Annotated in this window: 20 protein-coding genes and 1 pseudogene; 10 read left to right on the top strand and 11 right to left on the bottom strand. The window is 41.5% G+C overall.

The genetic code is table 11. From position 1 onward, the window contains the following. Position 1 precedes the first annotated feature (1 nt). From QZ076_RS09085 to QZ076_RS09055, 7 genes are all read right to left on the bottom strand, one after another. Positions 2-919 carry an O-antigen ligase family protein gene (locus QZ076_RS09085; protein ID WP_293712633.1) on the bottom strand — a complete coding sequence of 306 codons (918 nt, stop codon included), beginning with the start codon at positions 917-919 and terminating at the stop codon, positions 2-4. 263 nt (positions 920-1182) lie between these two features. Beyond that, complete coding sequence (locus QZ076_RS09080) at positions 1183-2220, bottom strand: glycosyltransferase family 4 protein (RefSeq protein WP_293712631.1); 1038 nt, start codon at positions 2218-2220, stop codon at positions 1183-1185. Between the two features lie 3 nt (positions 2221-2223). Further along, on the bottom strand, positions 2224-3294 hold the full coding sequence (locus QZ076_RS09075; RefSeq protein ID WP_293712629.1) for an MraY family glycosyltransferase: 1071 nt from the start codon (positions 3292-3294) through the stop codon (positions 2224-2226). Between the two features lie 758 nt (positions 3295-4052). Beyond that, positions 4053-5015 (bottom strand): site-specific integrase, encoded by a 963-nt coding sequence (locus QZ076_RS09070; protein WP_293712627.1) that lies wholly within the window; start codon positions 5013-5015, stop codon positions 4053-4055. Between the two features lie 337 nt (positions 5016-5352). Then, positions 5353-6192 carry an AraC family transcriptional regulator gene (locus QZ076_RS09065; RefSeq protein ID WP_293712624.1) on the bottom strand — a complete coding sequence of 280 codons (840 nt, stop codon included), beginning with the start codon at positions 6190-6192 and terminating at the stop codon, positions 5353-5355. A gap of 269 nt (positions 6193-6461) precedes the next feature. Beyond that, the gene (gene dnaJ, locus QZ076_RS09060; RefSeq protein ID WP_293712621.1) at positions 6462-7622 is read right to left on the bottom strand and encodes a molecular chaperone DnaJ; all 1161 of its coding nucleotides are present in this window, start codon (positions 7620-7622) and stop codon (positions 6462-6464) included. A 36-nt stretch (positions 7623-7658) separates the two neighbouring features. After that, positions 7659-8243, bottom strand: a complete 585-nt coding sequence (locus QZ076_RS09055; protein WP_293712618.1) for a nucleotide exchange factor GrpE — start codon at positions 8241-8243, stop codon at positions 7659-7661. A 222-nt stretch (positions 8244-8465) separates the two neighbouring features. Between QZ076_RS09055 and QZ076_RS09050 the strand changes: the two genes are divergently transcribed. From QZ076_RS09050 to corA, 3 genes are read left to right on the top strand one after another with little or no spacing between them, the layout of a single operon-like run. Further along, positions 8466-9890: a PDZ domain-containing protein gene (locus QZ076_RS09050; RefSeq protein ID WP_293712616.1), complete on the top strand. Its 1425-nt coding sequence runs from the start codon at positions 8466-8468 to the stop codon at positions 9888-9890. Between the two features lie 15 nt (positions 9891-9905). Further along, complete coding sequence (locus tag QZ076_RS09045; protein WP_293712614.1) at positions 9906-12377, top strand: endonuclease MutS2; 2472 nt, start codon at positions 9906-9908, stop codon at positions 12375-12377. Between the two features lie 13 nt (positions 12378-12390). Then, positions 12391-13473, top strand: coding sequence for a magnesium/cobalt transporter CorA (gene corA / locus QZ076_RS09040; protein ID WP_293712612.1), 1083 nt, complete (start codon positions 12391-12393; stop codon positions 13471-13473). Here corA and QZ076_RS09035 read toward each other — a convergent pair. Next, entirely contained in the window at positions 13470-14066 is a 597-nt protein-coding gene (locus tag QZ076_RS09035; RefSeq protein ID WP_293712610.1) for a recombinase family protein, read from the bottom strand. The two genes, corA and QZ076_RS09035, sit on opposite strands and share 4 nt — an antisense overlap. Positions 14067-14230: 164 nt before the next feature. Between QZ076_RS09035 and QZ076_RS09030 the strand changes: the two genes are divergently transcribed. The 4 genes from QZ076_RS09030 to QZ076_RS09015 all read left to right on the top strand — a co-directional run bounded on the left by QZ076_RS09030 (position 14231) and on the right by QZ076_RS09015 (position 21756). Then, a complete protein-coding gene (locus QZ076_RS09030; protein WP_293712608.1) occupies positions 14231-14617 on the top strand; it encodes a hypothetical protein in 387 nt (128 codons plus the stop codon). A gap of 195 nt (positions 14618-14812) precedes the next feature. Next, entirely contained in the window at positions 14813-18664 is a 3852-nt protein-coding gene (locus QZ076_RS09025; protein ID WP_293712606.1) for an efflux RND transporter permease subunit, read from the top strand. A gap of 7 nt (positions 18665-18671) precedes the next feature. Continuing rightward, the gene (locus tag QZ076_RS09020) at positions 18672-20120 is read left to right on the top strand and encodes a TolC family protein (RefSeq protein ID WP_293712712.1); all 1449 of its coding nucleotides are present in this window, start codon (positions 18672-18674) and stop codon (positions 20118-20120) included. A 4-nt stretch (positions 20121-20124) separates the two neighbouring features. Continuing rightward, positions 20125-21756, top strand: coding sequence for an efflux RND transporter periplasmic adaptor subunit (locus QZ076_RS09015; protein WP_293712604.1), 1632 nt, complete (start codon positions 20125-20127; stop codon positions 21754-21756). An 84-nt stretch (positions 21757-21840) separates the two neighbouring features. Here QZ076_RS09015 and QZ076_RS09010 read toward each other — a convergent pair whose 3' ends face one another. Beyond that, a complete protein-coding gene (locus QZ076_RS09010; protein ID WP_293712602.1) occupies positions 21841-22068 on the bottom strand; it encodes a winged helix-turn-helix domain-containing protein in 228 nt (75 codons plus the stop codon). Between the two features lie 357 nt (positions 22069-22425). On the opposite strand from QZ076_RS09010, the gene QZ076_RS09005 reads away from it, so the two are divergent. Together QZ076_RS09005 and QZ076_RS09000 are read left to right on the top strand one after the other, a co-directional pair. Beyond that, positions 22426-22725 carry a GNAT family N-acetyltransferase gene (locus tag QZ076_RS09005; RefSeq protein ID WP_293712600.1) on the top strand — a complete coding sequence of 100 codons (300 nt, stop codon included), beginning with the start codon at positions 22426-22428 and terminating at the stop codon, positions 22723-22725. Between the two features lie 11 nt (positions 22726-22736). After that, complete coding sequence (locus tag QZ076_RS09000; RefSeq protein WP_293712598.1) at positions 22737-22961, top strand: (4Fe-4S)-binding protein; 225 nt, start codon at positions 22737-22739, stop codon at positions 22959-22961. 91 nt (positions 22962-23052) lie between these two features. On the opposite strand, the gene QZ076_RS08995 is transcribed toward QZ076_RS09000, so the two are convergent. After that, positions 23053-23688 carry a hypothetical protein gene (locus tag QZ076_RS08995; protein WP_293712596.1) on the bottom strand — a complete coding sequence of 212 codons (636 nt, stop codon included), beginning with the start codon at positions 23686-23688 and terminating at the stop codon, positions 23053-23055. Between the two features lie 178 nt (positions 23689-23866). Between QZ076_RS08995 and QZ076_RS08990 the strand changes: the two genes are divergently transcribed. Continuing rightward, positions 23867-25075 (top strand): DUF4861 domain-containing protein, encoded by a 1209-nt coding sequence (locus tag QZ076_RS08990; RefSeq protein WP_293712594.1) that lies wholly within the window; start codon positions 23867-23869, stop codon positions 25073-25075. Position 25076: 1 nt separating this feature from the next. On the opposite strand, the pseudogene QZ076_RS08985 reads toward QZ076_RS08990, so the two are convergent. Further along, positions 25077-25542: pseudogene (locus QZ076_RS08985) on the bottom strand (hypothetical protein); the annotation flags it as partial.

Genomic DNA, 25542 nt, shown 5'->3' with positions numbered 1-25542 from the left:
CTTATAAAAACTTGTTATTACTATTTTGTAGAATTTGATCGCCTTCCGATAAAGAAAGCCATAAAAAGAAACAAAGATAAGATCCGGAAGCTACGACAAAACCTTCCACCAACATATGAACACTGAACAAGGTCATGATGGAGCCAACCAGCCCCCCATTCAAACCGGTTCCGGAATTCTTATAAAGCATATATAATAAATATAATACAGGCAATAAGAATAATAGAAATCCATATAATCCAAGTGACGAGAGCAAAAAGAGCCAACTGCTACCCGGCTCTACGGTTCCGCTCTGTCGATTAATGGAATGTTCACTCTGTATATAATTAAGATTATAACTGGCAAACCCGACACCAAAAACAGGAAAAGCCTTAAATTCTTTAATCCTATCTTCCCATAACCTATCACGGCTGGATGTCAGGCTACCCACATTCTCACTCGAATCCATCTTCTCCCTTATCCTTTCAGTATAAGGCCACCAGATTGAATATGTCGATATGAGTAATAAAGAAAAAAACAATATTATTTTGGCCAGTTGCCCTATCTGGTTCTTATACAAACGTACATAAAAGAAAATAAGCCCAACCAAAGTTGCAACTAAAGCACCACGTGAACCAGCAAGTATCAACACAAAAAAAGAAATACTGATATATATCATTTCCTTATATCGTCCTAATCTCGACTCTGACAAATAAAAACGGTAAATACCATAGAGTACACAAATTCCAGCCAAAGGAGACAACAACATTGAATGATTGGTCAACCCGTTAAATCCAGATCTCCCCATCATCATATCAGGGATGATAAACTTCAAAAGAAAAGAAAACAGCACCACCCAACGGAGAACCAGTAAAGAGCGGACAAATAAAAGTCTGCGCATACGAATCAGACAGTCGTTTATAAAAAACGGACCAATCATAAAAACCAGACTAAAAAAGGCCACCACCCGAAACCAGACCCTGAACAAAGCAGGTATATCATTCAGCCAAACCGAAAAAAGAATAGCCGATAAAAAAAACATATATTTCCAGGAAACCTTTATTCCTCCTATGAATATTAGCCAAACAAAACAAATCAAAAAACTCCCATAGTAAAAAACTTCCGGAACAGAGGGTAACAGAGGAATTGCTTTAGACAAAGAAACAATAAAAAGGCCCCAGAATAACAATATCTCCATATCTATTATAAAACAGTCAATAACGTATCAACTACTCTTTCCGGCGTTATCTGTAAAGATAGCTGCCGACTACTCACTCCCATCAATAACCAATCAGATTCTGTTCTGTTTATAAATCTCTCTATCGAATGACGGATCGAATAAATATCACCAGGAATAAACAAATATCCGTTTTTCCCTTCCTTCACAAACGAAACTGTTGCTCCACAACAATTGGATGCTAGTATCGGTAAACCGGCACAAGCAGCTTCATGTAAAACCAATGCCCACGGCTCGAATACAGAAGGTAAAATGAAAGCGCCGGAACTCTCCATCACTTTCAGTAAGTCCTTTTGCTCCATGAAATCCAGGATTTCCACATCCGGATAACCAAATAATTTTTCTTTTTCAGGACCATTCCCAACCAATACTAATTGCCAGCCTTTCCGGTCAGATATCGTCTGCCAAGCTTTCAGTAAATGAATCAATCCCTTATCCGATGCAAAACGACCGACATACAAAAGCCTTTTAGGATATTCCTTTCTCCTATTATCAATATCTATCCGGCTGAAAAGTTCAACATCTGCTGAAAGGTTATGCATCAGTATCTGTTCCTGCCCGAAACCCAACTTCTGTGCATACTTTACCTGCCACTCCCCAGCCACAAACAAATGACTGAACCAGAGGCGCTGACGAAAACAAGATGTCCAAACATTCAGCCATTGTTTTCCTCCATGCCATTGTGTATCACTACCAGCTACGACTGGAAGATATAATTTCTGACGAACGATTTTGCAAACATTATTATACAACGGATCTATCCAACCGGCTGTCCATATCAAATCCGGTTTCACCTCTTCCACTATCCCAAACAAATGTTTTGCACTTGAAAATACAGAACGTTTATAATAAATGACATTATCCATTGAAGGAGGTAAATAAGGTGTTTTTTTACTCATGTCGTACAATACGACATGTACACGACAATCTTTTTTCACTAATGCTTTTATAACAGCTATGTTATAAGGCATCAATTCCGTATATAAAATCAGTATCGTAATCACCTCTTATTTTTTTATTTCAGGAAAGGATATATTACCAAAATCGAAATCATGAATTTTTCTTATAGCTCTTATCTTGATACCTAGAAAATAATTTATCAAAATAGCTACCAACATATTAAGGATCACCAATATATTCAGATTAAATATCCGGAATAAGCCTAGGTTTAGAAAAAACATAATCACAGTATAACCGATCAATAGACAAGTTGCCTGTAAATGCGTAAAACCGGCATCCAGACATTTATGATGAATATGACTGCGATCAGCAAGAAACAATGGGTGATTCTGAAAAGCACGAACCACCATTACCCGCAAAGCATCAAAAACAGGCACGAATAAAAGCGAAAACGGAATGACAAGGCATTGTCCGTCCATACCATCTCCCGGAATATACATCACATACTTTATCGCAAAAAAAGATAACATATATCCCAGAGACAAGGAACCGGAATCTCCCATGAACAATTTACTGCCACGGGAAGCTGACCCGAATACATTACAATAAAGGAAGGGTAACAAACAACCGACAAATGCAAAAGCCAATATGGAATAAAGCCATTGTTCTCTCAAAATATATAATACTCCAAAGGTTATAAAAGCAACTAATGCCTCACCACCTGCTAATCCGTCTATCCCGTCAATCAGATTAATAGCATTAGTAATAAATACGACCAATACAATAGTGAAAGGAACCCCAATCAACCCTGATATTTCATACAATCCCAACAGACCATACAAGTTATTGATATAGAGTCCTGCCAATGGAAATAGAGTAGCAACGAAAAATTGAGCTATGAATTTCTTACGGTAACGAACCCCTATCAGATCATCTTTAACACCTACCAAATATAAAAATAGGCTTCCCCCTAATAAAAACAGTAACTCCAATAAAGTTTTACCTGAAAAATCCGAATCAAAAGGAATATCGATAATGAAAAGAAATGCGGTAGACAAAGAGAATGCAATCAATACCGATGGTATAAACACCAATCCTCCCAAACGTGATATCGCAGCCGAATGACACTTCCGTGCATTCGGATCATCGTATAAACGCTTTCGTTTGGATATGATCATTATCCTCGGAAGCATAAATACAGAGCAAACAAAAGATATAAAAAAACAAAGTGTAATAACTATTCCCACTTTTGTCGAATCTCTTTGCACCAAAGTAATTATCATTGATAATAAACCTGTTAACATCTTTCCCTGATTTAGTTTTTACATAACGAAGGTCGTCAGTCCCATTTCCTGGTTGACACATAAGTATTATTTGACCCTTATTTACGGAATAAGGGTCATGGATTTTAAATTACTATATATCAATACTTTATTTTATAAGTTCAGGTAGGATGCAGATAAAAAGTTATGAATGATATCTTTTTACGACCATATATAGTTTTTAGATAGTCTTTTTTGAAAAAAGAAAAGCAAAGGAAACGATGAAGTAAAAATGAAGTGTTTATTTAGTAAAATAATATTACTAGAATCATGCTCCTTTAAATAAATGTCAATTGATTTGTTCTAATAATTAATTTGTCCTGCTAAGATCGGTTAAGAGATTTGTGGCAGTAGCCATAGTACTACATAATACACTCATTTTCACAATTATACAAGCTATTTCGGCGTAAAAAAACTGATATATTATTAAAAAATTAATCTTTTTTAATAGACAAAAGAATCCCTGGCAAAAGTTTTATCAATTTATTTTTTTTACTTTTGCAGTGTATAAAATTATTAAGCCATTTGTTTGTATTGGGATATGGGGGACGTGGTTTTTTATTCTACCTGTTAATGGTTGTGATTTGTAATGACCCTTATTCCGTAAATAAGCGTCAATCTCTACTCGGTTTTTTGCTTATCCATTGCTCCACAAAGTTTATAATCTTCTGATTTGCCTTATCAATTATTGTTTGGTCTAAACTTGCCAGATAAAATTGAGTTGTTTTTTCAGATTTATGTCCAAGGGCTTGTCCGATCACTGCTACTGGTACGGAATTTTCTTTTGCACGCATCGCCCACGAATGGCGTGCAACATACGATGTCAATTTCACAGGGGAAGGTAACATCTTCCCGATAATTGCTAAACGACGATTGTAGGTTCGCAAAGCCACCTTATAGCTTTCATAAGCAGCATCCGGTGATTTTAAGACGGGAAACAACAAATTTGATCCGGCATCGGCATATTTGTCCAACAAACGACGCATGCCCGAAGTTATTGTAACACGAATTTCCGTTTTTGTCTTCATACGATAATAAACCAGTACATTCCCATGAATATTTGCACGGGTAAGATGGGCCAAGTCTACAAAAGCGATTCCACAAGCCATAAAACTAAACAGAAACAAATCCCGTGCAAAATTCAAATTCTCTTTACCTTTCAGATTTAGATAGGTAATATCCTTAATCACATTAGTACCAACCGAGCGCTTACTGGTTTGTATAGGCCGCAAATAAACTTTTTGAAACGGATTCTCTCCGGGATTAACCAGATTTTCCGATACTGCAGCATTATAGGCTGCACGAAAAATACTGGTATAATTACTGACTGAATTCTGGCTTAAAGATAAGGATTGTAGATGTGCTACAAATTCCTGTACCAAATGTCCATTTACCCGTTTCATTTTGAAATCCCGCCCATCCAAGAAGTGTTCCAGCTGGTTGCGGGTTGCCTTATACAAACTTGCCGTTCCTTTTTTTCCGGAGTTATATTTCTCCTTCTCCAGGCCATCCATATAACTTAAAACATCTCCACAAACGTACTTCTTCTTTTTTTCTTTCTCTTGTCGTATTACCATAATTTTCTTTTTTGAATGAAATATATATAACAAATATAAGAGAAATGTTGTTGCGAATCATCACGTTGTAAAAAATCATATTCATGCAAAGCCTATTAATTTTTCCAAAAGGTTAAATATTGATCCTTCTATTATTTGAGCATTTCGTCATAAACGCAACAGACACTCCAGGCATAATTACCAGAACATTGTCCAGAAAGAACAAGAAAAAAATACTCCTACCTTCCAAGTCCAGCAGATTGTATGTTATGTATTTGAAGTTAACTCATTGCTTAATATCTATTAATTAGAAAAAGGTGAATAGTTTTTTATACTTAATTGAGATGTAAAGAATAGCCTACCGATTGGAAACATCCTCTTTTATCTGCCGCATTAGCTCTGCAGGCGTACAATTATAAAAATGTTTACAAAACTTAGTAAAATGCGACATGTCGGTAAAATCAAACTCCAAGATAATATCAAAGATGGTTGTCCCCGGTATGGATAATTTAAGCTTGATGTTCTTCGCTTTTTGCTTAAGCAACCAGTAACGCGCCGGTTCGCCAAACTCGATATAAAATTTACGGGAAAAAGTGCGAAGAGACATATTCATCATCGAAGCGATCTCACTAATGGAAAGGCCATTCTTATAGATCGCTTGGAAACGTTGCTTGAAACTGGTCCCATACCCTAATACGGGATAGAAAAACTCTGCCAGTTCTTTCCGAGTATAATTATAAGTAAGAATAATGAACAGTTCCTTTTGTTTCAGATCGTACAAGTAATCGCATGGAATTTTCTTCGCTGCTAATAGATAACTGATCATTTGCTCTTCAAAAAGTTTAATTTGAGAAGTCACCTGTAAAGGACGAAAAATATTAATCTCTTCCTTTGTATAATTATAGCTCTTTACATAACTATAAAGAGTGCAATTGTCGCAAGGAAGTTCTACCCTGTTACCGAAAGTAAGCAACAGGACACGCGAATCAACCACAGCGGTTCCATATATATCAATAGCATGAGGCAAGAAAAAGAAGTCATCCTGTTTGAACCTCTGACGCAGGAAATCACATGATGAAAACTCAACTTCGCCATCTAACACAAACACTAAATTACAAAATTCAATATTATTAGCAGCGATATAATCTCCCTTGTCAAGGGAGATTAATCTGAAACCGGTTTCAGATTGAAAGCGCATGCATTTTTCAAATCCCTCATATTTTTCTACACACATAAACCTTTTGCTTCGTTATTAAAAACGATCATAGCAAATATATTTACTTTTTTAATATATTGTTTTTATTCTGAAGAAAAAATACTCTTTATCGACATAAAAACAAGGCGTACATAAAAGCGAGTTTCTTTTTATTCGTCGCAAATTAACCAGAAAAGGGTGCCACAAAAGTCTCATTACAAAACTTCTGCGACACCCTTTTCTCCATCAAATGAATGACTTAAAACAGATATTTAGTCAAACATATGTCTGAATTTACTGAATATCTTCTCCTTCATACTACGGTTCGGTTGGAAATTAGGTGAATTATCCAACCCCGTCAATGTTTCTTTTTCTGATGCGGACAACGTTTCCGGGATATATACGCTTACATTAACCAACAAGTCGCCTGTTCCGTAACTGTTCACCGAAGGAAGTCCTTTGTTCCGCAGACGAAGTACCTTACCCGGTTGTGTACCTGGTTCGATTTTCACCTTCGCCTTACCATCGATAGTCGGAACTTCAACATTTCCTCCCAAGGCTGCCTGAGGTACGCTGAGTAACAGATTATATAATAAATCGTTCTCATCACGGATCAATTCTGGATGCGGCTCTTCTTCGATCAGAATCAACAGGTCACCGTTTATACCTCCATGACGGGCAGCATTTCCTTTACCACTCATCGATAGTTGCATTCCTTCTGCAACACCAGCCGGAATATTGATTGTAATGATGTCGTCATCACGCATGATACCTTCACCGTTACATTCACTACATTTCTTTGTGATGATCTTTCCTTCACCTCCACAAGTCGGACAAGTAGATTGCGTCTGCATTTGCCCCAAGATCGTATTGGCAACACGTGTTACTACACCACTACCATGGCATGTATCACAGGTTTTGCTGCTATGATCATCCTCGGCACCACTCCCGTGGCATTTGCTACAAGGAACATATTTCTTAACCTTAATCTTCTTTTCAACTCCGTTAGCAATCTCTTTCAGGTTCAGTTTTACCTTCACACGCAAATCCGATCCACGGTTCACCCGGCGGCCTCCACGAGAACCACCTCCAAAACCACCGAAACCACCAAAGCCACCGAAATGTCCACCAAAGATGTCTCCGAACTGAGAAAATATATCTTCCATTGACATTCCGGCTCCACCAAAGCCACCTCCCTGAGAAGCACCTCCTACTCCGGCATGTCCGAACTGGTCATAGCGTTGACGTTTCTGAGGATCGCTCAATACATCATATGCTTCGGCAGCTTCCTTAAAATTTTCTTCTGCCTGTTTGTCACCAGGGTTCTTGTCAGGGTGGTACTGAATTGCTTTTTTCCGATATGATTTCTTAATTTCTTCTACTGTGGCAGTTCTTTCTACCTCCAGCACTTCATAATAATCTCTTTTAGCCATCTTTGTATTGTTGTTATTTGCCCGTTAGCACGTTGCTTATTCTCCTACTACTACTTTAGCGTGACGCAGCACTCTGTCATTTAAAGTATAACCGGTCTGGATACAATCCAGGATTTTTCCTTTCAGGCCAGGTTCCGGAGCAGGAATAGTAGCCACAGCTTCAAACATTTCAGTATCGAAAGGTTGTCCTACCGCCTCTATGGCTTTTACACCCTGCTGGGCCAGATAAGCCATAAATTTCGAATAGATAAGTTCTACTCCTTCCTTTACAGCTTCAACATCGTCTGAGTTACGGATATTTTGTAATGCACGTTCAAAATCATCGACAACAGGAAGCAATCCTTTCAAGGCTGCTTCAGCACCATTCTTTATCAGATCGGCCTTTTCACGCAATGTGCGTTTACGATAATTGTCAAATTCAGCCATCAGACGCAAGTGAGAGTCATTCAGTTCGTTATACTTCTTCTCCAACGCATCCAGTTCTTCGGTCACATTGTCAGTCTGTGCAGTTTCTTCTGCCGCATTTTCCTGTTCGTGCTGCAAATTTGTCGCATCTTCCTGATTCAAACGCTCATCTTTTTCAGATGTTTCTTTCTTTCCGTTAAAATTCATCTTGCTCATAACTATCTTAATATTTTTATTATTACCTAATTGTCAGTCATATACAACTTACTTTATCTATCAACATGAGGTGTATCGATAAAGTTATCCCTGTTGTCATGCACTGGAATAACATCAAATATGCTGCCAACTATTCATAGACAACAAAAATATCTTTACCTTTGCGTGTATATTTAGATTTAAACAGGCATTATTAATACTAATAATAGAATTTCTGACGTTATGAAGAGAATTATTTTATCCATATTACTGTTGTTTGTATTTATGACCGGCTATGCCCAGAACCGGAATGCATCCATTTGCAGATTAGGATTTACATATGATATCAGCCAAAGTAAAAACTGGGGAAAAAATAAACCCGTAATAACGGGAATAATACCCTATTCTTCTGCAGAGTTGGCCGGGGTGAAACAAGGTGATGTGATAGAAGCGATAGACGGAGTAGCCACTACGGAAGTATCCCCCCAGGAAGTTGCGGAACTATTCAATCCGGCAGGTAAAAATGAAGTGATTCTCACGATCAGTAATCTTTCCGTTCCAACCAAACAGGTAATGGTAAAGAAAGACTGTAAAAAGATCAACTCAATAATGGAAGACCAGCTGGCATCTGCCTTCTCGATGTATAGCCTGGAGACAACTGGCGAACGGACTTTCACATGCCCTTTCAAAACGGTAGTTACACCCGACTCCGTTAATTTCAGTAAATTCAAAACATTTGCTTTTGCTGCGATCGACGAAAACAACCGCAAACTGGAAACAGTGATCAACGAATGCATCGAAAAAGAACTGACAAAAAAAGGGATGGTACTTGATATCGCCCAACCGGATATCCTGATACAGACATTTTATTTCTTTGACAAAAACCCAAATTTCAAAGGGACGAATGTAATCTTGGTAAACAAAGAGCCCATCTACCGCTATAATTTCACTCAAAGCAAGATGGAATCTTTTCCGTTCCTGGGTAATTCCGCGGCGGAAGCAGAAGCTGAATATCTGTTGCAGTTCGGTTTTCGTATGATCGACCAGGCATTTGTTCCCGGACGTATCATCTGGGAATGTGAGGCTAACGAGTTATTGGAAGACTCCTACCGTCTGGAAGAATATGCCCGCATCCATGCACCGTTAATGCTAATGCAGTATCCGTATGTAAAATATGGCCGCAACGTACAATATAAAGTTAGTCAGAAAACTTATAATTATACGGGTATCAGTTACGATATCGACCGTCTGGAACTGGTTACGGATGTCGACCGTAATTCACCGGCTTATGCCTCCGGCCTTCGCCCGCGTGATGTGATCGAAAAGATCAATGGAAACAAAATGAATTATTCCGCTGAAGAATTTACAGCAGGCTATAAGAATTTCATATCAAAAACAATGCAATACCGCGATCCGAAAACACAGTTTACGGATGCTAACGGATTCAAACGTTGTATGTTCTGGGATACATTCAAATACTCTCAGGTTGCCGACGCCTTGCAAAGCTCTGGCAATGTAGGAGCCTTCTCCTACCTGTATTATTATGCTCCGTATGTCAATCCGGCAGGTAACAACGCCTGTACGTTTGACATCAAAAGGGGTAAGAACAAAATGGAAATCATCGTCCGCCCTACTATCCGCAGGGAGATTACGGTGGAGATAAAATAAAGCATATTAACAAACGTGATATATCCACAAAATTTTGAACAAAAAACGGGGTTCGATAAAGTTCGCCGTTTAATTTCCGATAAATGTTTAAGCCCGCTGGGACAAGAGCGGGTAGCCGAAATGGATTTTTCGGCAGATTATTCAACCGTTCTTGAACGTCTGGAACAAACCGATGAGTTTGTCCGTATTTTACATGGAGAACAGGAATTTCCTGCTGCCTATTTCTTTGATGTACGTTATTCACTGAAGCGGATACGACCGGAAGGAACCTGGCTGGATGAAAAAGAATTGTTCGACCTGAAACGTTCTTTACAAACAATCAACGATATCGTTCGATTCTTCCGTCCTGTAGAGGATGAAGAGATTGCTTATCCTGCACTTACGGCACTGGCCGGAGACATACTCGTCTTTCCGCAACTGATAGGAAAAATAGACTCCATTCTGGATAAGTTCGGGAAAGTAAAAGACAACGCCTCTCCTACACTGGCACAGATCAGGAAGGAGATAACATCTACGATGAGTGGTATTTCCCGTAGCCTCCAATCGATCTTACGAAGTGCGCAGTCGGAAGGGGTAGTCGATAAAGACGTAACCCCTACCATGCGTGACGGACGTTTAATGATTCCTGTAGCTCCAGCTTTCAAAAGAAAGATAAAAGGAATTGTACATGACGAATCAGCCAGTGGTAAGACGGTTTTCATCGAACCGGAAGTAGTAGTTGAAGCCAACAACCGTGTCAGGGAACTGGAAGGTGACGAGCGCCGTGAGATCATGAAGATATTGACAGATTTCACCAATATAGTCCGTCCGATGGTTCCGGATATCCTGCAATCGTATGAGTTTATGGCAGACATCGATTTTATCCGTGCCAAAGCTCTTTTTGCCGAACAAGTGAAAGGGATCAAACCTGTAGTGGAAAACGTACAACAGGTAGATTGGGCACGTGCCGTCCATCCTCTCCTGTTTCTGTCGCTTCAGAAACAAAACAAGCAAGTTATTCCTCTCGACATCACACTTGATGAAAAGAAACGCCTGTTGATCATATCCGGCCCGAACGCCGGGGGTAAATCGGTTTGTCTGAAGACAGTTGGTTTGCTACAATATATGTTGCAATGCGGGTTATTAATTCCTTTGCATGAAAGTTCGCGTACGGGGATTTTTGCCAGTATATTTATTGATATCGGTGATGAACAGAGTATCGAGAATGATTTGAGTACATACAGTTCTCACCTGACCAATATGAAATATTTCGTCAGGAACTGTAATGAAAAGACGATTATCCTGATTGACGAATTCGGTAGCGGAACGGAACCACAGATTGGAGGTGCCATTGCTGAAGCATTGTTAGACCGGTTCAACCGGAACTATAGTTTCGGAGTGATCACTACCCACTATCAGAACCTGAAACATTTTGCTGAAGATACCGAAGGTATTGTAAACGGAGCCATGTTATACGACCGTCATCTGATGCAACCACTGTTCAAACTGTCCATCGGAAACCCCGGTAGTTCGTTCGCCGTAGAGATTGCACGAAAGATCGGATTGCCGGAAGATGTAATTGCAGATGCTTCAGCCAAGGTCGGTTCCGATTATATCGATATGGATAAATATCTTCAGGATATCGTTCGCGACAAACGTTACTGGGAAAGTAAACGGCAAAATATCCGCCAGCAAGAGAAAAAGTTGGAAGATATCACGTCCCGCTACGAAAAGGATCTGGAAGAGGTAAATAAGCAACGTAAAGAGATCATGCGTGAAGCAAAAGCTGAAGCACAGCGAATACTGGCGGAAGCAAATGCCAAAATCGAGAATACAGTTCGCGAGATCAAAGAAGCGCAAGCAGAAAAAGAACAAACCAAGCTTGCCCGTAAAGCCTTAGAAGAGTTCAAAGCATCCATCGAATCGACCGGAGAAGAAGACGATAAGATTGCGCGTAAGATGGCGAAACTGCAGGAACGTAAAGAGCGTAAAAAGCAAAAGCAGAACGCCCCTACCGTCAAGCAAACATTCAACCGTGATGTGATCGAGGTAGGCGATAATGTCCGTTTAAAAGGACAAGTTTCCGCTGGAACAGTTATGGAACTTCAGGGGAAACAGGCTGTTGTAGCATTCGGCATGATAAAGAGTACTGTGAAACTCGAACAACTGGAGAAGGTCAGCAAAGGCCAGATCAAAAAGGAAATTCAGAAAAGTACCTTTGTCAGTGTGGGCACGACAGACCATATGCATGATAAAAAACTGAACTTTAAGCAAGAGATAGATGTTAGAGGTATGAGGGGCGATGAAGCACTGCAAACTGTCACTTATTTCATTGACGATGCTATCCAGGTCGGGGCTGAGCGTGTACGTATCCTGCACGGCACGGGTACGGGTATTCTACGGCAACTGATACGCGATTATCTGCATTCGGTTCCGGGAGTCCGGCAGTACCACGATGAGCATGTCCAGTTTGGAGGTGCAGGTATCACTGTTGTAGAACTGGATTAAAACAATTGTAGTTATGAGACGAAAAGAGGGAACGCATTTGCGCAGGCACAGACATATTTCAAACCGTCATCTGTCGGATAAATATTATTATGCCGGTGAACATGAAACTGTAACCGACATTCGTCTCACACAATACAATGCTGATGGAATCCACACAATAGAAGTTAAGAGAGGAATAACTTCGTTCAATAAGCTGACCGATCCCAACAAAGTCAATTGGTTTCAGGTAAGCGGGCTGACCGATTCAGAAACGATCACGCGTATCGTAAACGATTTCGGACTCCATAACTTGGATGCCAAAGATATCCTGACTCCTCAACATGTAGTAAAAATAGAAGAGTATGCCAATCACATGCTAATTATCTTAAACTCCTGCTACTACGATGCCAATATGGAAATGCATTCCGAGCACATCAGTATACTGGTTACAGATAATGTTGTCATATCTTTTACTGAAACCAACAATCCGGTATTTGCCAATACAATGAAAGCACTGGAATCGAATATGCTGAGTCTACGGAAGAAAGGTAGTGGATTGTTACTGGCTTTCCTCTTGAATACGATTATCGCCAATCTGGTAGAAACAGCATCCAAAGTAGAAGAAATGCTGGAAGATATTGAAGAAACCTTGCTCGACATAAAAAACGACCAGGGAAATATGGGTTCACTGATACAACAGCGCCGTCATGAATACATGATCATCAAAAAGAATAGCCAGCCTTTGAAAGAACAGTTCCCCAAATTATTACGCACGGAGAACGGAATAATCAGCCCGGATATGCAACCGATCTATACAGATTTATCCGACCAGTTGCAGTTTGTGATACAAACAACCGAAAGTTGCAGGGAAATCATATCGTCACTAGTAGACCTCTATATCTCAAACAACGACCTGCGTATGAATGCAATCATGAAACGCCTGACGGTTGTGTCTACCCTGTTCATTCCATTGACATTCCTTGTCGGCGTATGGGGTATGAATTTTAAACTGATGCCTGAGCTCGACTGGGAATACGGTTACGGAATAGCCTGGGGAGTCATGTTCCTTACAGGTTTACTCACCTGGATATATATGAGGAAAAAGGACTGGTTTTAAAGTCCGTAATTCCTCTTAAACTGATAGTAAGTATTTCTGGATACATTAAAATGCTTACAGATCATCACGACCGTATCACCTCTCTCGAGCATATTCATCACTTCTTCTTTATTGGCATCCAACAAAGACTGTTTGGCATCGGTACCCTTCGGACGCCCTAATTGAAGTCCTTTATCCTTCTTATGATTCAAGGCTTCTTTTGTCCGGATCGACATCAGGTTATGTTCGATCTCAGAAATCAGATTGCAGGTATCCGATACTACCATCGTATTCAAACCGTCATCCAGAATATAGCGATCGTTTATACTACATACATGAATACCTTTCGCCATACATTTACCTAAAAGATTCATCACTTCGGATAAGGTACGGCCAAACCGGGCGATATCAGTAATGATCACCTTATCCCCTTGTTTCATCCGGTCTATGATACGACTTAATGATGACTCTTTCTCCTTTCTTTTCTCATCAATAATATCCGTTATCCATTTATTGACCTCAAAACCATTTGCTGCTGCATAGCGTTCAATTTCATCTTTTTGTGTTTCAAGATGCTGCTTGCCTATAGTTACTCTTAAATAAGCTATTACCATAAAAAATTTACCTCTTAATATTTCGAATATGCAAAATATATTCTTCATTTACGCCGTGAAGATACAACAAGAAAATGTGACTGACAGCAAGATGAAACATTCTTTAATAAGCTCTCCATACATTTTATATTTTAATCCCGAAAAACAGTTATATCTTTGTAGTTATGAAAAAATATCTCTTAGTCATATTAACAATTCTATATGTCGGAGTCTCCAGTGGAATAGCTCTGAATATCCATCATTGTATGGGTAAACTGGTAGAAGTGGATTTATGGCTGACAGATATATGCCCTTCCTGCAAGGAGAAGAAGCAATCACCTCATTGCTGCTCGACAGAGACGCAGTTGATCAAGATGACCGTAGACCAGAATGTCAACCAAGTGCCGACTTTCGATTATACACCAGTCACTCTATCTTTATTATTCGATATAAGGGAATTTTTGGTTTTGTCTGATACAGATGAATCGATTTCGTCCTTTTCCTTTTTTAAATCCCCACCCGAATGTAGTGGCTCAGAGCTATGCATTCGCAATTGTTCCTTTCTGATTTAATTAATACCGGTTTTACAGACCGGACTTACCTATTTTTGTTTATACTTCAATAAACAATAAATAAGAATTATTTGTTCCTTTTGCATAACGCAAGAGGGAAGTTTACATGCATAGGTATTCTTTGGAAAACAAAGTCTACCTATTGCAACAAGATTTTATGCATTAATTAAATCATTTTGATTAAAACATCATCCTATGCTAAATAAAATAATCCGTTATTTCCTTGATAACAGGGTTGTAACCATTCTATTATTAATATTGGTCGTTGTCTGGGGTATATCAACCTCTCCTTTCAACTGGCACGGAGGTATTATTCCACGTAATCCGATCCCGGTAGACGCAATACCGGATATCGGTGACAACCAACAGATCGTCGCAACCGAATGGATGGGACGATCGCCAAAAGATATACAAGATCAGATCACTTATCCACTGACCACTTCCCTATTGGGGATTCCGGGAGTAAAAAGCATCCGGAGTAGCTCCATGTTCGGGATGTCGTTCATCTACATCATCTTCGACGATGATATAGAGTTCTACTGGAGTCGTTCAAGGATTCTGGAAAAACTGAATTCGCTGCCATCCGGTACCTTGCCGGAAGGCGTTCAACCAGCATTAGGTCCGGATGCCACAGCTCTGGGTCAAATATACTGGTACACCCTGGAAGGCAGAAACCCGGAGACAGGGAAACCTACCGGTGGCTGGAATGCAGAAGAATTACGCACCATACAGGATTTCTATGTAAAATATTCCCTTTCCGCGGCCGAAGGAGTATCGGAAGTGGCTTCTGCCGGAGGTTTTGTAAAAGAATATCAGATAGAACTGAACCCAGATGCCATGCGCGCCTTCAACGTTTCCGTCATGGATATCATGAATGCCGTAAAGAAAAGTAATCTCGATATCGGTGCCGAAACGATGGAGATCAACAAAGTAGAATACCTGATCCGTGGACTTGGCTATATTAAAGATGTATCTGACCTGGAAAAAGCAGTCGTAACCGTCAGGGACGGTGTACCAGTACGCATATCGGATGTCGCTTTCGTGAATATCGGTCCGGGTACCCGGCGTGGCGGATTGGATAAGGAAGGCGTAGAAGCTGTGGGGGGAGTTGTTATCGCCCGGTACGGAGCGAATCCGTTGGAAGTGATCGACAATGTTAAAGCTAAGATTAAAGAGATAGAAGCCGGACTTCCCCAAAAAACACTGGCGGATGGCACTGTGTCGAAGGTTAGTGTCGTACCTTTTTACGACCGGACCGACCTGATCAAAGAAACGATCGGAACACTTGAGACTTCGCTCTCACACGAAATACTGATCTGTATCATCGTGATCATTGTATTAGTCCTTAATCTGCGTGCATCCGTAGTAATAGCAAGTATGCTCCCAGTAGCCGTACTGGCTACATTCATCATTATGAAATACACCGGGATAGAAGCGAACATTGTTGCTTTGTCCGGTATTGCCATTGCAATCGGAGTTATGGTCGATGTAGGGGTCGTATTTGTAGAAAGCATCATTCGTTATATGGAAATGCCGGAGAACAAAGGGATCAAAGGCGGGAAAGCATTGGTCAACCTTATCTACAAAGCTGTCAGTGAAGTCTCCGGAGCCATAGCAACGGCTATGATCACCACAATAGTCAGCTTTTTACCCGTATTTGCCATGGAGGCTCAGGAAGGGAAAATGTTCTCTCCCCTCGCCTATACTAAAACGTATGCACTGGCATCCGCTTTCATACTGGGGCTAATCCTGCTGCCGACACTTTCTTATTTGCTGTTCTCTGTCCGGATCAAATCCAAATCGATACGAAAGATAGCCAATTATATCCTTATTGTATCAGGTATTCTATTATCGATCATTTACAGTAGTATTCCGGCACTTGGCCTTACGGCTGTCGGACTGAACAACCTGTTTGCTTTCTACTGGAAAAATCCAAAGATGAGCAACTATATAAATATAGGTATCACGTTGCTAGTGGCAGTTTATTATCTATCGGAAGAATGGCTGCCGATGGGACCTCAGGCCGGATTATTATCCAACATACTTTTTGTTGCGGCTTGTATCGTTGTCATCTTAACCCTCCTATGGCTGCTGGTAATCTACTACGAACAGATATTAAGATGGTGTCTTAGCCACCGTTGGCAGTTCATGATCATCCCTACGACAACAATCCTGTTCGGTATCATTATATGGATAGGATTTAATAAAACATTCGGCTTCGTTGCATCAGGGATGGAAACGCTTGGATGGAAAGATTTCCGCCAGACAACTTTTTGGGAAAAAGCATCCGCTGAGTTTCCCGGTATAGGCGAAGAGTTTATGCCCAGCCTGAACGAGGGCTCCTTCCTCCTGATGCCCACCAGCATGCCTCATACCGGGATTGCACAAAACCTCGATTATATCGAAGCGCTCGACAAACGCCTGGCAGCCATTCCGGAAGTGGAGACAGCCATCGGGAAATGGGGACGTGTCAACTCAGCCCTCGACCCTGCTCCGGCACAAATGTTTGAAAATACGATAAACTATCGTCCTGAATACATTCTGAATAAAGACGGGCAAAGGGAACGTTTCAAGGTTAATAAACAGGGTGCCTACATTCTGAAGAACGGCGATACATACAATCCGGCTGACGGTTTCCGGCTCATTCCCAAAGACAGCCTGATAGCCGACAGTAAAGGAGACTATTTCCGCCAGTGGCGACCGGAAATAAAAAACACAGATGATATCTGGCAACAGATAGTAAATGTCACCCATCTGCCGGGTCTTACTTCAGCTCCCAAGTTGCAACCAATCGAGGCTCGTCTCGTAATGTTGTCAACCGGTATGCGTGCCCCAATGGGATTAAAAATATACGGTCCCGACCTGGAAACGATCGAACAGAGCGGTAAAGTTATCGAGCAGGCATTAAAAGAAGTGCCTGCTGTGATCCCTTCCTCTGTATTCTATGACAGGGCGGTAGGTGCTCCTTATCTCGAGATCAATTTAAACAGGGACAACATGGCGCGTTATGGAGTGAACGTAGAAGATTTACAGGAAATATTAAGTGCTGCTGTCGGTGGAATGGTATTAACGACAACGGTCGAAGGAAGGGAGCGTTTTCCGGTCCGCCTACGTTATGCCCGCGAATTGCGGGATAATCCGGAAGCATTGTCTATGTTACTAGTTCCTACGGCAACAGGAGCCCAGGTACCATTGAAAGAACTGGCCGATATAGATTATACACGTGGAGCCCAGATGATACAAAGTGAAAACACGTTCCTGGTCGGTTATGTCATATTCGACAAAATATCCGGTAAAGCAGAAGTCGACGTGGTTAAAGAAGCCACCCGCGTACTTGAACAAAAAATAAAGAACGGGGAACTGACACTGTCCAAAGGGGTATCTTACAAGTTTGCAGGGAATTATGAGCAACAGGAACGGGCTACCCAGCGGCTGGCAATTGTAGTGCCTCTGGCATTACTGATTGTTCTATTGGTCTTATATTTCCAGTTCAAGACGATTACAGCCTCTCTTATCCACTTCTCCGGTGTATTCGTTGCCTTTGCCGGAGGGTTCATCCTGCTTTGGCTGTATGGACAGGATTGGTTTATGAACTTTTCTGTCGGTGGAGAGAATATGAGGGATCTTTTCCAGATGCATACCATCAACCTGAGTGTTGCCGTCTGGGTCGGGTTTATCGCTTTGTTCGGTGTAGCTACCGACGACGGTGTATTGATGGGTACTTACATCCACCAAACATTCCTCCGGCAAAATCCCCGTACGAAAGAAGCCATACGGGAAGCCGTAGTTACTGCCGGATTAAAACGTGTACGACCGGCTGCCATGACAACGGCAACAACACTGATTGCCTTACTTCCCGTATTGACCTCGACAGGAAAAGGAGCCGATATCATGGTGCCGATGGCAATACCCACCTTCGGGGGAATGCTGATACAGTCTATGACTATGTTTGTCGTACCCGTCCTGCAATGCTGGTGGCGTGAGAGCGTAATGAAGAAAGAACAAAAGAAACAAAACATTGAAAATGATAAAAACGATGAAGAATAATCTCAAAATACAACTATATCTGATCAGCATCGCCTTACTGCTCGGTACTTTATCCGGATATTCACAGCAGGCAGATAGCCTTGCTTACTATCTGGAAACAGCCGCACGCAATAATCCGCTGGTTAACTCCAACTTCGCTCTTTATAAAGCTTCGCTGGAAAAAATCCCACAGGCGGGAGCCTACTCCGATCCGGAATTGGATATAGGCCTTTTTGTCAAACCCATGGAAACACTGGGAGGAAAACAGATTGCAGACTTCACACTCATGCAGATGTTTCCCTGGTTCGGAACACAAAAAGCAGCACGTAACGAAGCGACTGAAATGTCCCGTATGGCTTACGAACAATTCCGTGATGCCAGAAACAACCTGTTCTATGAGGTCAAAAGCCAGTGGTATCAACTATGCAATCTGAATGAACAGTATAAAAATACACAGGCAAATCTTATTCTACTGGACCAATTGGAACAGTTGGCACTTAAGCGTTTCTCCGCACCCGGTGTAACTCCCACACCGACAGTAACTCCCCCTGTAGCCAATACCTCCCAGGCTGTACCTGTCTCATCCGGAAACAGTATGGACAATATGGGAGGAGCAGGAAATACTTCGCCAACAGCAACAGCCATGCCTGCATCCAATAATAGCGGAATGTCTGGCATGGGAGGAAGCCCTATGGGTACAGGAAATTCTTCCGGAGGTATGTCAGATGTATTGCGTATCCAGATAGAAAAAGCAGAACTTGAGAATAATCTGGAAGTAATTATCTCCAACCGTACTGCAGCCGAAGCTCGTTTCAACGCCCTATTGAACCGCGATCAACAGACAAGAGTGGCTGTATCCGACTCACTGATACAAATTCGTTTCCTGGCAGATGACAAAACGATGACCGACAGCATTATCCTGGCCAATCCGATGTTATCGATGCTGGAAGCAGAGGCGAATGCCTATAAGGCCAAAGCAATAATGGATAAGAAAATGAGTTATCCAATGTTCGGTATCGGCCTGCAATATTCGGTAGTCGGTAAATCGGACAATGCAATGGTTATGCCTGACATGAACGGAATGGATATGGTCATGCCTATGTTCAAGATAAGCATCCCCATTTTCCGAAAGAAATATAACGCACAACAACGGGAAAGTAAACATTACCGCCAGGCAAGTGAGCTGAAATATGAAAATACGCTGAACCAGTTGCAGGCCGAGTATCAGACAGTCAAACAACAACTGGCAGATGCAGCCCGTAAAATCAGCTTGTATAAAAAGCAGCAGGACCTGGCTTTATCCACCTGGCAACTGATGGTACGAGAATTTTCAGCCGGAGTGACCAGCCTCACCGACATTATACAAGTCGAACGCCAGTTACTGGATTACAGTCTCAAAAAAAGTGAAGCAATTGCCGAGTACAACACAATGGTAGCCGGCATGGAAAAATTAGTAGCAACCTCATTAAATGATTAATCGTATGAAAAAGATAAAAGAATGGATCAAGACAAAGCAAGTTCAATATATAATATTCGCACTCGCAGGATTATTAGTCGGCTGGTTATTATTCAGCCCTTCCTCCACCCCGCAGACAGACAGTAGCCATCACGATCATTCTCATGACAGCATAGCCGGGCATTCCCATAGCCACGATCTGCAACAGGATGAAAACGGGGTATGGACCTGTTCCATGCATCCTCAAATCCGACAGGATAAACCGGGTAAATGCCCTATCTGCGGTATGGACCTGATACCAGTACGCAAAAGCGGTAACAATAACGAAAACATCGATCCTTCGTCTATCCAGTTATCTGAAGAAGCAATGGCGCTGGCCGATGTACAGACATCGCGCGTCAGTAAGGAAAATCCGGTAAAACAAGTACGTCTCTATGGCAAAATAACACCGGACGAACGGAGTCTTCAATCGCAGACAGCTCATGTAGGAGGGCGCATCGAAAACCTTGCCGTCGATTTTACAGGAGAAACCGTACGTAGCGGACAGACACTTGCCACCTTATACTCACCGGAACTATTTACAGCCCAACAGGAATTACTGGAAGCTATAAAAATGCAACAACCGGCATTGATCCAGGCAGCCAAAGAAAAACTGCAACTCTGGAAAATGACCGATGCACAAATAATAGCCATCGAGCAATCGGGTACAACTTCCCCGTTAGTAGAAATCAAATCAAACACCAGCGGTATCGTCATATCGAAAAAGGTCAGCCAGGGAGATTATGTATCACAAGGAGCTGTCCTATTCGATGTAGCTAACCTTTCCAAGGTATGGGCTATGTTCGATGCTTACGAAGTCGACCTGCCTTTCTTAAGTAAAGGCGATCCGGTGGAATTCACCTTGCAGGCTCTTCCCGGAAAAGTATACAAAGGCAAGATTGCATTTATCGACCCCATTGTAAACGCTACCAGCCGTACTTCCCGCGTACGTGTCGAGGTATCCAACCCTCAGATGGAACTGAAACCGGAAATGTATGCGACAGCCACCGTCAATGCAGCTTTAAAAGGATACAAGGATCAGATTGTCGTTCCACAGACAGCCATACTTTGGACCGGTAAACGCGCAATAGTATATGTCAAACAGCCGGACATCTCCACGCCCACTTTCCAAATGCGGGAAGTAGAATTGGGTCCGTCGTTAGGCAATGCTTATGTCATACTGAAAGGATTATCCGATGGAGAAGAAATTGTAACAAACGGGGTCTTTTCAATCGATGCCAGCGCCCAGCTGGAAGGAAAACCTTCTATGATGAACAATGACGGAAAGGCTGCACAACCGATGACCGGACACTCCGGACATGCCGGACATTCTACGCAAGCCTCCAATGCACAAAGCGAACATGCCATGTTCGGAGTAAAAGGTGCCTGCGATATGTGTAAACAACGTATCGAAGATACAGCCAAAAGTATTAAAGGAGTCTCATCCGCCATGTGGGACAAAGATACCCAGATGATACATTTACAGTTTGACCCTAAACAAACCTCCGCCGATGACATAGCCAAAGCTATTGCCGCCGCAGGACACGACAATGATAAGTACAAAGCAGACCAAAATGTTTACGACAAGCTTCCGACCTGCTGTCATTACCGGAAATAGAAACACAGATAGGCGCAAACAAAAAAAGGGCTACAAATCATTTGTATCCCTTTACTCGTTGCGCCTAAAATTTTAGTGTCCTATTTAATAATACGTTTCTGTTAGCGGAATATTTATTTCAACAAACAGCATATCGCTACCGTCGCTCCGGAAACGTATTTTATTCTCCCGGGCTAACCAACCCAAAGCCAGAAAAATAACAGACTCTGTACAATGAGTCATTTCTCCAATTTTTCTGATGGACATGTTGCCCCTCTCTGCAAGCAAATGCCATATCTTACCGGCATTTGAACCAACGTCATTCTTATTCATAACACTCCATTTTTGATATGTGACTTAAAACTAACAATTAAAAATAAAACAGAGATGTTCCATTTTACATCCTTATTAGTCAATTATACCATTATTCATCAATTATTCCCTCTTTGAAAACAAAATGACTTTGTTTTATAATTATAAAACAGATCACGAGTAATAAAAGTTTCACCCAAAAGCATATATTCATATTAATTCGTAAGAATAAACAAACTCTAACTTACAATCAGAAACAGGAGTTTGACATAATTTCGTTATCGGAGACTTGGCTACAGAAAATCGAAAATATCCAAAACAAAGCTTCTGTATAAAATGTTTGAAATATAAGAGGACATTAATAAAAAGAGTAAAAAAATGGACGATTACGAATTAATTGATAATAGGGAGGATCATCAATACGAGTTTCATATTGGCAAACTGGTTCCAAAGATCGAGTATATCAAAAATAAAACAGGAGAAATCTATCTTACACATACGGAGGTTCCGGTCCAACTGGAAGGAAAGGGTGTAGGAAGCCAATTAGTCGAAAAAGTACTGAAGGATATCGAAAAGCAGGAGTTACGCCTGGTGCCGCTATGTCCTTTTGTAGCCGGATATATTAAAAAGCATCCGGATTGGCGACGTATAGTAATGAGAGGCATTAATGTAGGATAAAGCGAATATATATGGGAAAGCAAATTGAATATTCAAATGGCGAGTTGACCATTATCTGGCAGCCCGAATTATGTAAGCATGCAGGTATTTGTGTAAAAACATTACCACAGGTATACAACCCCAAGGAAAGACCCTGGATAAAAATTGAAAATGCAACTACGGAGGAGCTGATCGCACAGATCAATAAATGTCCGTCAGGTGCTCTCAGTTACAGACTGAATAAAAAAGAAGAGTAAACTATAAAAGCTTTCGCTTAATTTCAGACTTTCGCCGGGTTCGTTTATATACCGACGGAAGTCTTTTTATTTTAGAAACCCAAACCAACTGTCAGGGCATCGAATTATAATAACGCCACGTATCATCCCGCTTACGGTTCTTCCGCTTATTTCTTTCTTTTTTGGAGAAAACCCATTTCAGCATATCATCCAGAGAGAAATAAAATTTGGCAGAACCGGTCAGCGTACCGCGTTTCTGTCCGTCTTTCACAATATCCGTATCATAGAGGTTTCTCCCTCCTGCAGCAACGGCTACCGGAAGTTTTCCTACTTTTATCTCTTTCTTATCGATCAAACGTGTAGGCGGCGGTGTATACGCACCTTTATTTATCGGCAAACAGGTATCCAACTCTATTACATACAAACGGTAGACACTGGGCGGCATCGATCTATAGAGCTGACTATCACGAACAGTGTCCGCATCGGCATGCAAATATTCGGAAAAGTCTTTCAGGATAGGCAACTCCGTCGGGGCTTCCAGCATTCGTTGTCCGGGTTCGTCCTCCAGATGAATAAATGTACCACTATCGATCGCCTTCTGAAACTCCGGATTGATACGGATCGTATCTTTTCCCGACATAACACCTGACAACCAAACCGAATCCTCCTTACTCCAGCTTTGTGCATATAGCCGGAAATGAGAAACACCCATCAACATCAGAATAAGTAAACACTGCTTCAACATCATATAATAGAAACGATGAAAACAACAGTATACTGCATGACCGGAAGCATCACCGAACAGAAATAATTTTGTTTACCATAAATCAGCTTTGTAAACTTGTCGAATATTCCTACTTTTACTGCCGGTTTCATTCTAAGATTACCAGTAGCGAAATATTTATGAACTAACACTATAATATTGTATGAAAAAGATTATTTCCCTATTTCTGGCCGCCAGCGCTTTTGCCTGCACACAGGAAAAGAGCGTAGACATCACAGTTACAAACCCCTCTTCCATTGCCCGTTCAAACGAAATCACAGAGATTTCAATGGATGCAGTAGCTAAGCTGAATGGTGAGTCTTTCATCATCTCCGACAACAATGGTACGCAGATCCCTTACCAGATCACCTATGACAATAAAATTATTTTCCCTGTTGATGTGAACGCAAACAGCAACGTTACTTATCAGATCAAACCGGGTACACCAGACAAGCCGGCCATTGTAGCTTGCGGTAAGTTCTATCCGGAACGTGTGGATGATATTGCCTGGGAAAACGACCGTATCGCTTTCCGTACCTATGGTCCGGCTTTACAGGCTACCGGCGAACAGGCTTTCGGATATGATATCTGGGTAAAATGTGTATCGGAACCAGTAGTCGACATGCGTTACAAGACAGAGTTGAATCCGGAGTCGAGAGCCAAAATCGCCGAGTTGCAAAAGACAGACAAGAAAGCGGCACAGGAATTGGCAAACTCCATCTCTTATCACATCGATCATGGTAACGGGCTGGATTACTACAAGGTAGGCCCGACATTGGGTGCTGGTACTTCCGCCCTTTTAGCTAACGACTCTATTGTTTATCCGTACTGCTATAAAGAGTATGAGATCCTGGATAACGGTCCATTGCGCTTCACAGTTAAGCTGGTTTATAATCCGCTGACTGTAAAAGGGAATGACAATGTTATTGAAACACGCATACTTTCCTTGGATGCCGGTTCACAGATGAATAAAATAGCACTTTCATTTGCGAACCTGAACGAACCGACCCCGTTGGTAACCGGTATCGTTCTACATGAACCAAGTACAGATTATCAGGCTGACGCAACCAATGGTTATATCGCTTATGCAGACCCGGAAGATGCTACAAACGGACAAATCTTCGTTGGCGCCGTATTCCCGGAAAAGCTCAGTGAGGCAAAAGCCGTCAACTTCTCCGATACTGAAAAGAAGCAACGCGGAGCAGACGGCCACGTACTGGCATATACGACTTATGCACCGGGAAGCGAATATACTTATTATACCGGAGCCGGATGGAGTAAATGGGGTTTCCGGAACTCTGCCGAATGGTTCAAGTATGTGCAGGAATTCGCTCAGAAGGTTAAACAACCGTTGCAAGTAACGGTTCAGTAATCTAAATGTCCCTAACACGCCTCCATTTAAAGAAGAGACAAACAATAAATAGTAAGCCGAAAATCCCAAGAACAGTACGTTGTTTTTGGGATTTTTTAGTTTGGCTATTTTCCAGCCGGACATGTAGTTGCTCAGTTTCTTCTTCATATTGATAAACCAGCGCTTGCAAGCTGTCGCAGGTGGCGTAGACAAACAATGTGTCGTGCAGGAAGCGGATTTCAGCGGTTGCTTGTCCGCTTTTTTGAACAAAGGCTGCACCGGCAGGCAACTTTTTCAACGTGCCGACAGGGACAGTTAAACGGGCACGGCTTTCAGGGATTTTAGTTGTCCGGACAGATAGCCGGCTGGTTTGCCGTAAGCTATCGGTTTGTTGCCGGGACGAATGAGTTTGTTTGCGGGTGGAGCAACTTGTAAGTAAAAAGATTATCAGCAGAATAATATTGAACTTCATAAAATAATCAAGGAAT

The organism is uncultured Parabacteroides sp., assembly GCF_905196875.1.
Classification (GTDB): Bacteria; Bacteroidota; Bacteroidia; order Bacteroidales; family Tannerellaceae; genus Parabacteroides.
This window is presented reverse-complemented; position numbering and strand designations above follow the sequence as displayed.